Annotated in this window: 12 protein-coding genes; 5 read left to right on the top strand and 7 right to left on the bottom strand. The window is 71.7% G+C overall.

What is annotated here, in order from left to right:
* Nucleotides 1-2 precede the first annotated feature (2 nt).
* Together FCH28_RS21045 and FCH28_RS21050 are read right to left on the bottom strand one after the other, a co-directional pair.
* Entirely contained in the window at nt 3-674 is a 672-nt protein-coding gene (locus FCH28_RS21045; protein ID WP_136741625.1) for a hypothetical protein, read from the bottom strand.
* Nucleotides 675-750: 76 nt separating this feature from the next.
* Nucleotides 751-2,091: a DUF2252 domain-containing protein gene (locus FCH28_RS21050; protein WP_136741626.1), complete on the bottom strand. Its 1,341-nt coding sequence runs from the start codon at nt 2,089-2,091 to the stop codon at nt 751-753.
* 180 nt (nt 2,092-2,271) lie between these two features.
* Between FCH28_RS21050 and dnaE the strand changes: the two genes are divergently transcribed.
* A complete protein-coding gene (dnaE, locus tag FCH28_RS21055) occupies nt 2,272-5,820 on the top strand; it encodes a DNA polymerase III subunit alpha (RefSeq protein WP_136741627.1) in 3,549 nt (1,182 codons plus the stop codon).
* Between the two features lie 100 nt (nt 5,821-5,920).
* Here the strand turns inward: dnaE and FCH28_RS38205 are convergent, their stop codons facing one another.
* Complete coding sequence (locus FCH28_RS38205) at nt 5,921-6,097, bottom strand: hypothetical protein (protein WP_169314212.1); 177 nt, start codon at nt 6,095-6,097, stop codon at nt 5,921-5,923.
* A gap of 271 nt (nt 6,098-6,368) precedes the next feature.
* Between FCH28_RS38205 and FCH28_RS21060 the strand changes: the two genes are divergently transcribed.
* From FCH28_RS21060 to FCH28_RS21075, 4 genes are all read left to right on the top strand, one after another.
* Nucleotides 6,369-7,664 carry an NYN domain-containing protein gene (locus tag FCH28_RS21060; RefSeq protein ID WP_136741628.1) on the top strand — a complete coding sequence of 432 codons (1,296 nt, stop codon included), beginning with the start codon at nt 6,369-6,371 and terminating at the stop codon, nt 7,662-7,664.
* 96 nt (nt 7,665-7,760) lie between these two features.
* Complete coding sequence (locus FCH28_RS21065; protein WP_136741874.1) at nt 7,761-8,753, top strand: ABC transporter ATP-binding protein; 993 nt, start codon at nt 7,761-7,763, stop codon at nt 8,751-8,753.
* A 66-nt stretch (nt 8,754-8,819) separates the two neighbouring features.
* Entirely contained in the window at nt 8,820-9,686 is an 867-nt protein-coding gene (locus FCH28_RS21070) for an ABC transporter permease (RefSeq protein WP_136741629.1), read from the top strand.
* 68 nt (nt 9,687-9,754) lie between these two features.
* Complete coding sequence (locus tag FCH28_RS21075) at nt 9,755-10,492, top strand: ABC transporter permease (protein WP_136741630.1); 738 nt, start codon at nt 9,755-9,757, stop codon at nt 10,490-10,492.
* Nucleotides 10,493-10,557: 65 nt separating this feature from the next.
* Here the strand turns inward: FCH28_RS21075 and FCH28_RS40215 are convergent, their stop codons facing one another.
* The 4 genes from FCH28_RS40215 to FCH28_RS21090 form a co-directional block, all read right to left on the bottom strand.
* Nucleotides 10,558-10,632 (bottom strand): hypothetical protein, encoded by a 75-nt coding sequence (locus FCH28_RS40215; RefSeq protein WP_484422077.1) that lies wholly within the window; start codon nt 10,630-10,632, stop codon nt 10,558-10,560.
* A 140-nt stretch (nt 10,633-10,772) separates the two neighbouring features.
* Nucleotides 10,773-11,267, bottom strand: coding sequence for a Cys-tRNA(Pro) deacylase (gene ybaK / locus FCH28_RS21080; RefSeq protein ID WP_136741631.1), 495 nt, complete (start codon nt 11,265-11,267; stop codon nt 10,773-10,775).
* Nucleotides 11,268-11,325: 58 nt separating this feature from the next.
* Nucleotides 11,326-12,072 carry an LON peptidase substrate-binding domain-containing protein gene (locus FCH28_RS21085; RefSeq protein ID WP_136741632.1) on the bottom strand — a complete coding sequence of 249 codons (747 nt, stop codon included), beginning with the start codon at nt 12,070-12,072 and terminating at the stop codon, nt 11,326-11,328.
* Nucleotides 12,073-12,133: 61 nt separating this feature from the next.
* Nucleotides 12,134-13,735 carry an oxidoreductase gene (locus FCH28_RS21090; RefSeq protein ID WP_136741633.1) on the bottom strand — a complete coding sequence of 534 codons (1,602 nt, stop codon included), beginning with the start codon at nt 13,733-13,735 and terminating at the stop codon, nt 12,134-12,136.
* Between the last annotated feature and the right edge of the window lie 47 nt (nt 13,736-13,782).

Genomic DNA, 13,782 nt, shown 5'->3' on the forward strand with positions numbered 1-13,782 from the left:
CCTCAGGCAGCGAGCGCGCAGGGCGGGCCACGGCGCACGACGCAGTGCACCAGCAGCGGGAAGGCGCGGGCGGCCGGTCCGGGCCGTACGGGGGCGGCCACCGCGCGGCGCGGTGCGGCCGACGCGGCGGTGACCGCGACGGCTATCAGCAGCGGGCGGAAGGCGAAGCCGGCCACCGCGCCCAGCAGCCGCGCCAGCGCGGCCTCGCCGCGGCGCAGCCAGGCTGCGGCCAGCAGCCCCACCAGCAGATGCGCCGCGAGCAGCAGCATCCAGACGGTGGAGGGCGCGGCGGTAGCGGCGGCGGCGTCCTCGGGGAGCCGCGCCAGCGGGGTGCCGACGGAGCCGCCGCCGCAGACCAGATCCACGCCCAGGGAACGCAGCGGGCCGGTGACCGGGCCGCCGGCCGGTCCGTAGCAGGTGTGCTGGCCGAGGCTGAAGACCGTGTCGGCGGCCAGCTCCAGAGGGAGCAGCAGCGCGGCGATCCGCCAGTAGCCGCGCTCGCGGCCTGCCAGCGCGTAGGCGAGGGCGAACACGGCGACCGAGAGCGCGGCGACGGTGGTCAGCGGCAGCGGCATACGGGACAGCAGCACATGCGACGCCGAGGACAGCGTGACGCACAGCGCTGTGAAGAGCGCCGCGCGCAGTGCCCGCAGGTGTGCCGCCGAGAGATCCATTGCTGCCGAGTGTGCCATGAGCCGGGGTAAGCGACGGCTAAGAGGGATCGAATTCACATATACCGGACAGGTCGGCCTACAGGCCGGGGATCCGGCCGTTGCGGAAGAGGTCCACGAAGACCTGGTGGTCGGCGCGGGCACGGGCGCCGTACGCGTGCGCGAAGTCCACCAGGAGCTCGGCGAAGCCGTCCTCGTCGGCGGCGATCGCGGCGTCGATGGCGCGCTCGGTCGAGAACGGCACCAGGGAGTGGCCGCTCTCGTCGTCCGCGGCGGCGTGCATCGTGGCGGTGGCCCGGCCCAGGTCGGCCACCACCGCGGCGATCTCCTCCGGGTCGTCGATGTCCGACCAGTCCAGATCGACCGCGTACGGCGAGATCTCGGCGACCAGCTGGCCCGCCCCGTCCAGCTCGGTCCAGCCCAGCCACGGGTCGGCGTGGTCCTGAAGGGCGCGCTGCGAGATCACCGTGCGATGGCCCTCGTGCTGGAAGTACTCGCGGACCTTGGCGTCGGTGATGTGCCGGGAGACGGCCGGGGTCTGCGCCTGCTTCATGTAGATCACCACATCGTTCTCCAGGGCGTCGCTGTTGCCCTCCAGAAGGATGTTGTACGAGGGCAGACCGGCCGACCCGATGCCGATGCCGCGCCGGCCCACCACGTCCTTGACCCGGTAGGAGTCCGGGCGGTCCAGGCTGGACTCCGGCAGCGTCTCCAGATAGCCGTCGAAGGCGGCCAGCACTTTGTAGCGGGTCGCCGCGTCCAGCTCGACGCTGCCGCCGCCGGCCGAGAACCGCCGCTCGAAGTCGCGGATCTCGGTCATCGAGTCCAGCAGCGAGAACCGGGTCAGCGAGCGGGCGTCGCGCAGCGCGTCCAGCAGCGGGCCCTCGGCGGTGTCGAGCGAGAACGGCGGCACCTCGTGATCCTTCGCACCCGAGGCCAGCGCCTGGATCCGCGCGCGGTAGGCGGCGGCGTAGGTGCGCACCAGGGCGGTGATCTGCTCGTCGCTGAGCGCCTTGGCGTAGCCGATCAGCGCGACCGAGGCGGCGAACCGCTTGAGGTCCCAGGTGAAGGGCCCGACGTACGCCTCGTCGAAGTCGTTGACGTTGAAGATCAGCCGGCCGGTGGCGTCCATGTACGTGCCGAAGTTCTCGGCGTGCAGATCGCCGTGGATCCACACCCGGCCGGTCCGCTCGTCCAGATACGGCCCGCCGTCCTTTTCGCCGGCGGCCTCCAGATCGCGGTAGAACAGGCAGGCCGTGCCCCGGTAGAAGGCGAAGGCCGAGGCCGCCATCTTCCGGAACTTCACACGGAAGGCCGCGGGGTCGGCGGCGAGCAGCTCCCCGAAGGCGGTGTCGAAGACGGCGAGGATCTCCTCGCCGCGCTGCGCGGCGTCCTGCGCCGGGGCGTGCTGGGACGACATCGCTGGGTGCCTCCTGAGGTGCGGAAACGATAGGGAGGACAGGTGCCGGTCGGGCACCTGTTCTGCCTGTGACAACGGGCGAGGCTACCCGCGAGTGCCCGGCGTTTGTCAGTGGGGAGTCGTAGACTTCGGGACCGTCTCACCAGTCCGTCGCCCACTGTTTTCCGGAGGTCCTCCGCCGTGGCAAAGCCGCCCTTCACGCACCTGCACGTCCACACCCAGTACTCGCTGCTGGACGGTGCGGCGCGGCTGAAGGACATGTTCAACGCGTGCAACGAGATGGGCATGACGCATATCGCCATGTCCGATCACGGCAACCTCCATGGCGCGTACGACTTCTTCCACTCCGCGCAGAAGGCCGGGGTGACGCCGATCATCGGCATCGAGGCGTATGTCGCCCCCGAGTCGCGGCGCAACAAGCGCAAGATCCAGTGGGGCCAGCCGCATCAGAAGCGCGACGACGTGTCCGGTTCGGGTGGTTACACGCACAAGACGATCTGGGCGGCGAACAAAACCGGTCTGCACAACCTCTTCCGGCTGTCCTCGGACGCGTATGCCGAGGGCTGGCTGCAGAAGTGGCCGCGCATGGACAAGGAGACCATCGCCCAGTGGTCCGAGGGCCTGATCGCGTCCACCGGCTGCCCCTCCGGGGAGCTCCAGACCCGGCTGCGCCTCGGCCAGTTCGACGAGGCACTGAAGTCGGCCTCCGAGTACCAGGACATCTTCGGCAAGGACCGGTACTTCCTGGAGCTGATGGACCACGGCATCGAGATCGAGCGCCGGGTGCGGGACGGCCTGCTGGAGATCGGCAAGAAGCTCGACATCCCGCCGCTGGTCACCAACGACTCGCACTACACCTACGCCCATGAGGCGACCGCGCACGACGCGCTGCTGTGCATCCAGACCGGCAAGAACCTCTCCGACCCGGACCGCTTCCGCTTCGACGGCACCGGCTACTACCTGAAGTCGACCGACGAGATGTACGCCATCGACTCCTCGGACGCCTGGCAGCAGGGCTGCGCCAACACCCTCCTGGTGGCCGAGCAGATCGACACCACCGGCATGTTCGAGAAGCGCGACCTGATGCCGAAGTTCGACATCCCGGAGGGCTTCACCGAGGTCACCTGGTTCCAGGAGGAGGTCCGCCGCGGCATGGAGCGCCGCTTCCCCGGCGGCGTCCCCGAGGACCGCCAGAAGCAGGCCGAGTACGAGATGGACGTCATCATCCAGATGGGGTTCCCCGGCTACTTCCTCGTGGTCGCCGACTTCATCATGTGGGCGAAGAACAACGGCATCGCGGTGGGTCCGGGGCGTGGTTCCGCGGCCGGCTCGATCGTCGCCTACGCCATGGGCATCACCGACCTCGACCCGATCGAGCACGGGCTGATCTTCGAGCGGTTCCTCAACCCCGAGCGCGTGTCCATGCCCGATGTCGACATCGACTTCGACGAGCGCAGGCGCGTCGAGGTCATCAGGTATGTGACGGAGAAGTACGGCGCCGACAAGGTCGCCATGATCGGCACCTACGGCAAGATCAAGGCCAAGAACGCCATCAAGGACTCCGCGCGCGTCCTGGGCTACCCGTACGCGATGGGCGACCGCCTCACCAAGGCCATGCCCGCCGACGTCCTCGGCAAGGGCATCGACCTCGACGGCATCACCAACCCCGAGCACCCCCGCTACTCCGAGGCGGGCGAGATCCGGGGGATGTACGAGAACGAGCCGGACGTCAAGAAGGTCATCGACACCGCCAAGGGCGTCGAGGGCCTGGTCCGGCAGATGGGCGTGCACGCCGCCGGCGTCATCATGTCCAGCGAGCCGATCGTCGACCACGCCCCGGTCTGGGTGCGGCACACCGACGGCGTGACCATCACGCAGTGGGACTACCCGCAGTGCGAGTCGCTCGGCCTGCTGAAGATGGACTTCCTGGGCCTGCGGAACCTCACCATCATGGACGACGCCGTGAAGATGGTGGAGGCCAACAAGGGCATCAAGCTGGAGCTGCTGTCGGTCCCGCTCGACGACCCGAAGACCTTCGAGTTGCTGTGCCGCGGTGACACGCTCGGTGTGTTCCAGTTCGACGGCGGCCCGATGCGTTCGCTGCTGCGCCAGATGCAGCCCGACAACTTCGAGGACATTTCCGCCGTGTCGGCCCTGTACCGGCCGGGCCCGATGGGCATGAACTCGCACACGAACTACGCCGAGCGCAAGAACGGCCGGCAGGAGATCACGCCGATCCACCCGGAGCTCGAAGAGCCCCTGAAGGAGACGCTGGGCCTCACCTACGGCCTGATCGTCTACCAGGAGCAGGTGCAGAAGGCCGCCCAGATCATCGCCGGTTACTCCCTCGGCGAGGCCGACATCCTGCGCCGCGTCATGGGCAAGAAGAAGCCCGAGGAGCTGGCGAAGAACTTCGTTCTCTTCCAGGAGGGCGCGAAGAAGAAGGGCTTCTCCGACCAGGCGATCCAGGCCCTGTGGGACGTCCTGGTCCCGTTCGCCGGCTACGCCTTCAACAAGGCGCACTCCTCGGCGTACGGCCTGGTGACCTACTGGACCGCCTACCTCAAGGCCAACTACCCGGCCGAGTACATGTCCGCGCTGCTGACCTCGGTGCGCGACGACAAGGACAAGTCGGCGGTCTATCTCAACGAATGCCGCCGGATGGGCATCAAGGTGCTGCCGCCGAACGTCAACGAGTCGGAGGCGAACTTCGCCGCCCAGGGTGACGACGTGATCCTCTTCGGCCTCACCGCGGTCCGCAACGTCGGTCAGAACGTCGTCGATTCGATCATCCGCTGCCGCAAGGCGAAGGGGAAGTACGCCTCGTTCCCCGACTACCTGGACAAGGTCGACGCGGTCGTCTGCAACAAGCGCACCACCGAATCACTGATCAAGGCCGGCGCCTTCGACGAGATGGGCCACACCCGCAAGGGGCTGACGGCGCACTACGAGCCGATGATCGACAACGTCGTGCAGGTCAAGCGCAAGGAGGCCGAGGGGCAGTTCGACCTCTTCGGCGGCATGGGCGACGCCGCCGACGGCGCCTCCGAGGGCCCCGGCTTCGGTCTCGACGTCGAGTTCTCCGACATCGAGTGGGACAAGACGTATCTCCTCGCCCAGGAGCGCGAGATGCTCGGGCTGTACGTCTCCGACCACCCGCTGTTCGGCCTGGAACACGTCCTGAGCGACAAGGCGGACGCCGCCATCGCCCAGCTGACCGGCGGCGACTACTCGGACGGCTCGATCGTCACCATCGGCGGCATCATCTCCGGCCTCCAGCGCAAGATGACCAAGCAGGGCAACGCCTGGGCCATCGCCACCGTCGAGGACCTGGCCGGCTCCATCGACTGCATGTTCTTCCCGGCGACCTACCAGCTGGTGTCCACCCAACTCGTCGAGGACACCGTCGTCTTCGTCAAGGGCCGACTCGACAAGCGCGAGGACATCCCCCGTCTGGTCGCCATGGAGATGATGGTCCCCGACCTCTCGGAGGCGGGCACCAACGCCCCCGTGACGATCACCATTCCGACGGTCAAGGTCACCCCGCCGATGGTCGAGAAGCTCGGCGAGGTGCTGAGCAGCCACCGCGGCTCCACGGAGGTGCGGATCAAGCTCCAGGGCGCGCGGAAGACGACGGTGCTCCGGCTGGACCGGCACCGTGTCACGCCCGACCCGTCGCTGTTCGGCGACCTGAAGGTGCTGCTCGGCCCGTCCTGCCTGGCGGGCTGACGCAAGGCCGACCAGGTCCTGCCGCTGGAACGCCGGCCCTGGTCGGCCTTGAGGGGTGCGCCCGCATCGGGTGCGCCCCTCAACGCGGCTGCGGCATACGTCAGTTGTGGCCGAACCTGCGCTCGCGGCCCTTGCGGGCCAGGTCCCCGGGGGTGGCCGAGACGGCGGACTGCGTGTGCGCCTCCATGGCCGACTTCTCGGCGTCCTGGCGGCCGCGCTCGGCTGCCGGGGCGCTCTTCTGCTGCTGACTGCGGTCACGGTTCTTGTTCTTGGCCATGATCGTGCCTCCTGAGGGGGATCCTGGGATCGGGGCCGGGATCAGACTTACACGCCGGACGAAGTCGTGCATTTCGGGCAATTACCCTGAGTGGTGTGGCCGGTTACGCGCCGTACCCGAGATCCCCGCCGAATCCGCCACGCCGATGATCCAGTTGGGGCAGATAACCCTCGTACGGTCGGGCAGACTCGAAGGAAGCCGAAGAGAACTCGCGCCACAGGCCGAGCCGGGGGGCGACCGGACTTCAGCACCTCAGGGAAGAGGGTGGAACGTGGATCGCTGCGTCGTCCTGGTGGACGCCGGATACTTGCTCGGCGCCGCTGCGAGTCTGCTCGCCGGAGAGCCTGCCCGGTCCCGGATCACCGTCGATCACGCCGCCCTCATCCAGGGCCTGCGGCAGCGCGCCGAAGCCGACACCGAACGGCCACTGCTGCGGATCTACTGGTTCGACGGCGCCCCCGACCGCGTCCCCCAGCCCGAGCACCGCCGGCTGCGCGTGATGCCCCGGGTCACCGTCCGGCTGGGCGCCCTGACCCGCAGCGACGGCCGCTGGGCGCAGAAGGGCGTGGACGCCGCCATGCACGCCGAGCTGACCGAGCTGGCCCGCAACCGCGCCTGTTCCGACATCGTGCTGGTCACCGGCGACGGCGATCTGCTGCCCGGCCTGATGTCGGCCAAGGAACACGGCGTCGCCGTCCACCTCTGGGCCGTACAGGCCGCCGACGGCGACTACAACCAGTCCGAGGACCTGGTCGCCGAGGCCGACGAGCGGCGGGTGCTGGACCGGACCTGGATCACCCGCGCGGTACGCGCCAAGGAACTCGGCGGGCCCTGCGCCTCGCCGCCCGCCCCGCGCCCCGAGATCGCCGCGATCCTCTCCGCGCCGCTGCCCGAGTCCGCGGTCGCGGCGGCAGCGGCGGCCGCCGCCTCGGCGTCCGGACCGGACACCGCCGAGCGCAACGGCGCGAACGGCACGAACGGTGCGGCCAGGACCGCCCCCCAGGACGACGAGACGGCCGCCGGCGAGGCGGGCAACGGCGGCGGCAGGGGCGTCCCCACCCCCAAGGACCTGGCCGGACTCGGTCGCGCCCACGCGGCGGGCCAGGGCGCGGGCCCCGCCGCGGGACCGTCCCTGCCCGCGCCCAGCGCCACCCTGCGCTGGTCCTCCGACAAGGGCTGGGTCGAACGCGGCGGCCCGGTGGGCGAACCGTCCGAGACGGCCTCCCTGCCCACCCTCGCCCAGCTGACCAGCGCCGAGCAGCGCTGGGCCGACCGCGAGGAGGACATCACCGCCGTCAGCGGCGACCCCTTCGAGGTGGGCCAGGTCTTCGCCCGCCGCTGGACCGAGCGGCTCTCCGACACCGCGCACCTCCAGCAGCTCTCCACGGAATACCCGCGCATCCCGCACCGCATCGACGGCGAACTGCTGCGCTACGCCGCCCGCTTCGGGCTGCTCGCCCACAAGGACGACCAGATCGACGAGCACGACCGCTATGCCATCCGGGCCGGATTCTGGCGCGAGGTCGATCTGCGCACCGCCGCCGAACACGCACCCGCCGGCGACTGAACGGCAGCCCCGGCGGCCGGCATCGTCGTGCCCCGCGGCCGGGCGGGCCTTTGGGGACGCGTACCCTCGTAGCTCGTGAGGACGGGCGCAAAGCAGGTGGAGCGCGGCGGGCCGGTGTGCGCCGTGCGGGACCTGGTCAAGACGTATCCCGCGACGCGCGGGCGCCGCGGGTCGGAGGGCCGGGCGCCCGCCGTACGCGCCAGCGACGGCATCAGCCTGGACGTGCACCGCGGCGAGATCTTCGGACTGCTCGGCCCCAACGGCGCCGGCAAGTCCACCCTGGTCCGCCAGCTGACCGGACTGCTGCGCCCGGACTCCGGCAGCATCTCCGTACTCGGCCACGACCTGGTGCGCCACCCGGAGCGGGCCGCCCGGCTGCTGGGCTACCTGGGGCAGGAGTCCACCGCCCTGGACGAGATGACCGTCGCGCTGGCCGTGGAGACCACCGGCCGGCTGCGCGGCCTCGGTGCCCGTGAGGCGCGGGCCGAGCGGGACGCGGTGGTCGATGAGCTGGGCCTCGCCGACATCGCCGGCCGCGCCCTGAAGAAGCTCTCCGGCGGACAGCGCCGGCTGGCGTGCTTCGCGACCGTCCTCATCGGCGAACGGTCGCTCCTGGTGCTGGACGAGCCGACCACCGGTATGGACCCCGTCGCACGGCGCGCCGTGTGGGACGCGGTGGACCGGCGCAGGGCCGAGCGGGGCGCCACCGTGGTGCTGGTGACGCACAACGTGCTGGAGGCCGAGAGCGTGCTGGACCGGGTCGCGGTGATCGACCGGGGCCGGGTCATCGCCTGCGATACGCCGGGCGGGCTGAAGGACATGGTGGGCGAGGAGGTCCGGCTGGATCTGGTGTGGCGGGACCGCCCGCCCCTGGACGTCCCCGAGGTCGCCGAGCTCGCCTCCGCCGCCCGGGTTTCCGGCCGCCGCTGGACTCTCCGCCTCCCCGCCGACCGGGCCCGCGCCGCGGTCGCCGCCGTCACCGCGGGCCCGGCGTTCGCGGCCCTCGACGACTTCACGCTGGCCACACCGAGCCTGGAGGACGTGTACCTGGCCTTGGGCGGGCGTGCAGAGGGGCTGGTCAAGGGGTGAGGCGGGGTTTGGCGTACCCGGAGTACCGGTCGGCCGCACCGGGGCGCGGCACTAAGGTACTGGCGGATGCGGCAAGAAAGGCTTGGTGAAGGCGTGAGTGTGGTTCCCGCGCAGGCGGTGCCCGTGCCCGGGGCACGGGATGCCCTGGAGGCCGCCGCCCGGCCCGAGGACGGCCGGGCCGCCCCGCTGGCACCGGCCGCCCGGCTGCTGCCCGCGCTCTGCGCCGTCTACCGCGCCCAGCTCTCGCGGGCCCGGGTCGCCCGGATCCCGCTGCTGTTCGTCGCCACCTTCCAGTCCGTCGGGATCATGGTCCTGATGCGCGGCGTGGTCGACGGCGGCGACGAGGCACGGGCCGTCGTCTCCGGCGCCGGCGTGCTGGTCGTGGCCTTCGTGGCGCTCAACCTGCTGGCGCAGTACTTCGGCCAGCTGCGGGCCAGCGGCGGACTCGACCACTACGCGACGCTGCCGGTGCCGCCGGCCGCCGTGGTGCTCGGGGCGGCCGCCGCCTACGCCTCGTTCACCGTGCCGGGAACGGTCGTCACCACGGTCACCGGATGCCTGCTCTTCCAGCTGCCGATGACCCACCTCTGGGTGCTGGCCGCCGTGATCCCGCTGTCCGGTGCGGCCCTCGCCGGCCTCGGCGCGGCCCTCGGCCTGCTCGCTCCGCGCCCCGAACTCGCCACGCTTTGCGGCCAGTTGGGCATGTCCGCCGCACTGCTGCTGGGCGTACTGCCGGCCGAGCGGCTGCCCGCGGCGATCGACTACGCCCGCGATCTGCTGCCCTCGACCTACGGCGTGGAGGCGCTGGCCGCCACCTTCGACGCGCGACCGGACTGGCTCGCGGTCGCCGCCGACCTGGGCGTCTGTGCGGCCGTCGGCGCGCTCTCGCTGGCCATCGCGACCTGGGCGTACCGCCGCGCCGCGACCCGATGACCGGCGCCGCACGCCCGAACGGGCGTCCTGCCTCCGGCCGCACCACGTCCACCTGGCACGATGACGGGGTGACCGCACCGCTGACGCCCCGCGACAACCAGCCGCCCGAAGAACCGCAGAACCCCTTCGCCGCCCCCTCCGCCGGGGGCTCCCCGGCCGATCCCGGCGCGTATCCGGCGGACAAGGGCGACCCGGAGCACGCCCCGGACCACGCCCGCGAGCTGCGCGAGGCCGCCGTGATCGCGCTCGCGGTGGCGGTGAGCGGTGCGCTGCTCGGCGTGCTGTGGGCGTGGCTGGCGCCGCATGTGCCGCTGGTCTCGGACGCCAAGAGCGTCTACCTCAAGAACACCGAGGGCGAGGAGGCGATCGGCGCGGACAGCGTGTTCGCGCTGCTGGCCGTCGGCTTCGGCCTGCTCACCACCGGCGGGGTGTTCCTCTTCCGCCGGAACGGCGGGATCCCGCTGGTCGTGGCGCTGGTCGTGGGCGGAGTACTCGGCGCGGTACTGGCCTGGCGGCTGGGCGTCTGGCTGGGCCCCGCGCAGGACGTGGTCGCGCACGCCCGGCAGGTCGGCCCCGGGGTGACCTTCGACAGCCCGCTGCGGCTGGAGGCCAAGGGCGTGCTGCTGGCCTGGCCCATCACCTCGATGCTGGCGCAGCTGCTGCTGACCGCGCTGTTCGCGCCGTTCGACACCGGGACGCCGCGGTTGGTGCCGGACTGGTCCGACTACCACCGGGAGAATCCGCCGGCGGCCGACGGCCGACCGACCGCGGACGAGCCGAAGCCGGACGACGGCCCCGAGCGGTAGGCCCTGCCCGATGGGCCGGGGCGGGAACGGCTCGGGTCCGCCCCCGCCCCCTGGCCCGCCCGCCCTCAGGCCGGGCGCCGTCCGTGGTTGGCCCGGTGCTTCCTGATGCGCCACTTCCGCTTGCGGGTCCGCTTCGACACGGTGTGCCTCCTCGGCTGTGACGTGGGCCGTGGCCCTTATCCCCACGGGTCGTAGCCGAGGACCGATCCGCCGTAAAGCCCTCGCGGCAGCGGCGCCGTATGCCCGGCGGCCGTTCTCGGCCACTCCGGAGGGCGCCGGCTCAGACGCGGGCGATCGGTGCGAACCGGGCGCCGGTGAGCGCGGCCAGATCGGCGGGCGACAGCTCGACCTCCAGGCCGCGCCGGCCCGCCGAGACGCAGACCGTCGGCCGGCCCTCCGCCGACGCGTCCAGCACCGTCCGCAGCCGCCTGCGCTGCCCCAGCGGCGAGATCCCGCCCAGCACATAGCCGGTGCTGCGCTCGGCCGCCGCCGGATCGGCCATCGCGGCCCGCTTGCCGCCCACCGCGGCCGCCAGCGCCTTGAGGTCGAGGGAGCCGGACACCGGGACCACCGCGACGGTCAGGGTGCCGTCGACGTCCGCGAGCAGGGTCTTGAACACCTGGTCGGGCGCGACACCGAGCGCCTCGGCGGCCTCCTCGCCGTACGAGGCGGCGGCCGGGTCGTGCTCGTAGGAGTGCGTCGTGAAGGGGACGCCGGCCTCGGTGAGGGCGACCGTCGCGGGAGTACCGACGGACTTCTTGGACTTCTTGGCCACGGCTCTCCTCGCTACGGCTTCGCGCCTCGACGCTCGCCTCGATGCCTTGTGCCCCGCGTCAGTTGGGGCTGGTCGGCTGCCGGGTGAGATCCACCGCCGGCAGCGACGGGAGCTTACCGAGCAGCGCCGACTCGTGGCGCAGGAGTTTCAGCTCCTGGCCGAGCCGGGCCGCGGTGTCCGGCGCCTGCAGCAGCCGCTGCTTGGCCGGCACGTCCAGGACCGCCGCGGCCGCGACGAGATACGACAGCACCGACGGGTCGGCCGGCAGGTCCTGGCCGCTGGACAGGGTCCGCTCGTTCGCCCAGGCCAGCCGCTTCTGGTAGGTGCGGAAGGCGCGTACGACGCCCGAGGCGAGCGCGCCGGCGCCCTCGCCCTGGCTCTCCTCCAGCTCCTCCATCTCGCCGGTCAGATACGGCCCCGAGGTGTCCACCGACAGCAGCCGGAAGCGGGTGGTGCCGGTGGCCAGCACCTCGAAGCCGGTGTCGTCGGCGGACGACTTCTCCCGGATGGTCGCCGCGTCCGCGATGCAGCCCACCGAGTGGAACGCCTGCATCGGGTCGTCGCCGAAGCCCGCCGCGGGTCCTTCGGCCGTCGGCAGCGTGGCGTCCGGCATGCCCTGCGCGGTCGGGGCGACCTCGCGGCCGTCCCGGATCGCGATCACCGCGAAGCGGCGCTCGTCCTCGGGCCGGGTGAGCAGATCGCGCATCATCGCCCGGTACCGCGCCTCGAAGACGTTCAACGGGAGCACGAGCCCCGGGAACAGCACCGAGTTCAACGGGAAGAGCGGCAGGCGCACGGAAGTCACAGCCGGTAAGCCTATTGCCTGCGGGCGCGGGGTCCGTCACCCAGGCTCCCCGCGGCCCCCGCTACTGCCTCCGCAGCAGCCGTGAGGCGCCCGCCGCGACGGTCGTGGCCAGCACCCAGCCCGCGAGAATCAGCACCGCCGCCGCCCACTGCGCGCCGCCGGACGGTTTCCAGGCGGCGCCCTGGTTGAGGTCGATCACCGGCAGCAGCAGGTCCAGGGCGTAGAGATACGGGTTCCAGGGCGGTGCTTCGCCCGGCTTGAGCGGGGGCGGCTGGTTCTGGGAGAAGTAGACCGTCCCGATGGCCCACAGGATCGCCATCCACACCGCGGCCCGACCCGGCCGGTAGCCGTACGCCACCGTCCAGTCCTGCAGGACGCCCCATGCCTTGGCCGCCAGCGGCAGCGTCTCCCGGCGGCGCCGCTGCTTGGCCAGCAGCACCTCACGGGCGTCCGCGTCCTCGCCGCTCCGGCGCAGCGCGGTGGCCAGCATCTCGTAGGGCTCGGGCGCGTACTCGGGGGTCGCCGCGGCCACCCACTGGAGCCGCAGCGCGAGCGGGAAGTGACCGCGCGGGATCAGCGTCTCGTAGGCGAAGCCCGCCATCCACAGCCCGCCGAGCCCCGGCCAGCTTGCCGACTTGTCGACAAGGTTGACGACCCGGGCGCCGGAGAGGATCACCCGGCCGCGCTGCGGACGCTCGCCGAGGAACCGCAGCTCGGGCGTCTGGATGCGGCGCAGCGACAGCTCCTGGTCGGACTCCATGATGAACCGGGCATGCTCGAAGTCGACCGCGTCGCCGAACCGCCCGTCGTCCAGCCGCATCCCGCCCTCGCACTCGAAGCGCTGCATGCGGGTGCCGCGGGAGGGGGTGTGTGCGATGCCGTACGGGGGAGTGGCGCTGCTGGAGAACGGGGAGTTCGCCAGGCCCGCGGCGGTCAGATACAGGGTCCGCTCGACGGTCAGCTGCGGGGCGTTCAGCGCCCGCCGCCCGAAGGGGTTGCTGAGCCGGCTGCCGCGCAGGCTCAGCGACACGCCGACGGTGGCGCCGCGCAGCGACAGCTCGCCGTACGACTCCATCATCTCGGCCTGGAGGTCCTGGGCGACGGTCATCCCGTCCGCCATGATCGACCGGCCCTGCCGGTCCTTGTGCACCACGGTCTGGCTGAGCAGCAGGTCCGTGCCGATGTGCGCGTCGGTGAGCCGGATGCCGGACTGCACCACACAGCGCGGCAGATGCAGATCGCCCTCGGTGTGCAGCCGGGCCGCCTCCACCCGGGGTATCGCACAGTTCATCAGCCGCAGCGTGGTGAACCGGGCCTCCGGCAGCCGCACCTCGGCCTCGAAGCGGCAGTCCCGCAGCTCTACGAATGGCTGGATAGTGCCGCCCGCGACGTCCAGAGTGTCCGTGATGTACGCGCCGGTGAGCTTGAGCGCGGAGACCCGGCCCGGCTGGGCGGGCGGTCCGTCGAGCAGCAGCAGCGACACCACCCGGCCGCGCACCCGGCGTTCAGGACCCCACAGATGCTGCCCGTGCGGATCGTCCCTGGCCGGATCGCCGATGTGCAGATCGCAGGTGCTGCCGTTCCGGAATGCCTGCCACATGCTCCATTCCGCCGATGTCAGCTGCAGGTCGGCGGGCGCGTCGCCGTCCCCGGGCTCGGTCACTGTGGGATCCCCCTCCCCGTGTGGGGCTGTCGCTGCGTGGTCGGTGC

The sequence above is a fragment of the Streptomyces piniterrae genome (assembly GCF_005048155.1).
GTDB classification, from domain to species: Bacteria; Actinomycetota; Actinomycetes; order Streptomycetales; family Streptomycetaceae; genus Streptomyces; species Streptomyces piniterrae.

Excerpts from the sequence above, each read along its gene's own strand:
- FCH28_RS21045 (WP_136741625.1), bottom strand. The coding sequence starts at position 674 with ATGGATCTCTCGGCGGCACACCTGCGGGCACTGCGCGCGGCGCTCTTC.
- FCH28_RS21050 (WP_136741626.1), bottom strand. The coding sequence starts at position 2,091 with ATGTCGTCCCAGCACGCCCCGGCGCAGGACGCCGCGCAGCGCGGCGAG.
- FCH28_RS38205 (WP_169314212.1), bottom strand. The coding sequence starts at position 6,097 with ATGGCCAAGAACAAGAACCGTGACCGCAGTCAGCAGCAGAAGAGCGCC.
- FCH28_RS21070 (WP_136741629.1), top strand. The coding sequence starts at position 8,820 with ATGCGGCAAGAAAGGCTTGGTGAAGGCGTGAGTGTGGTTCCCGCGCAG.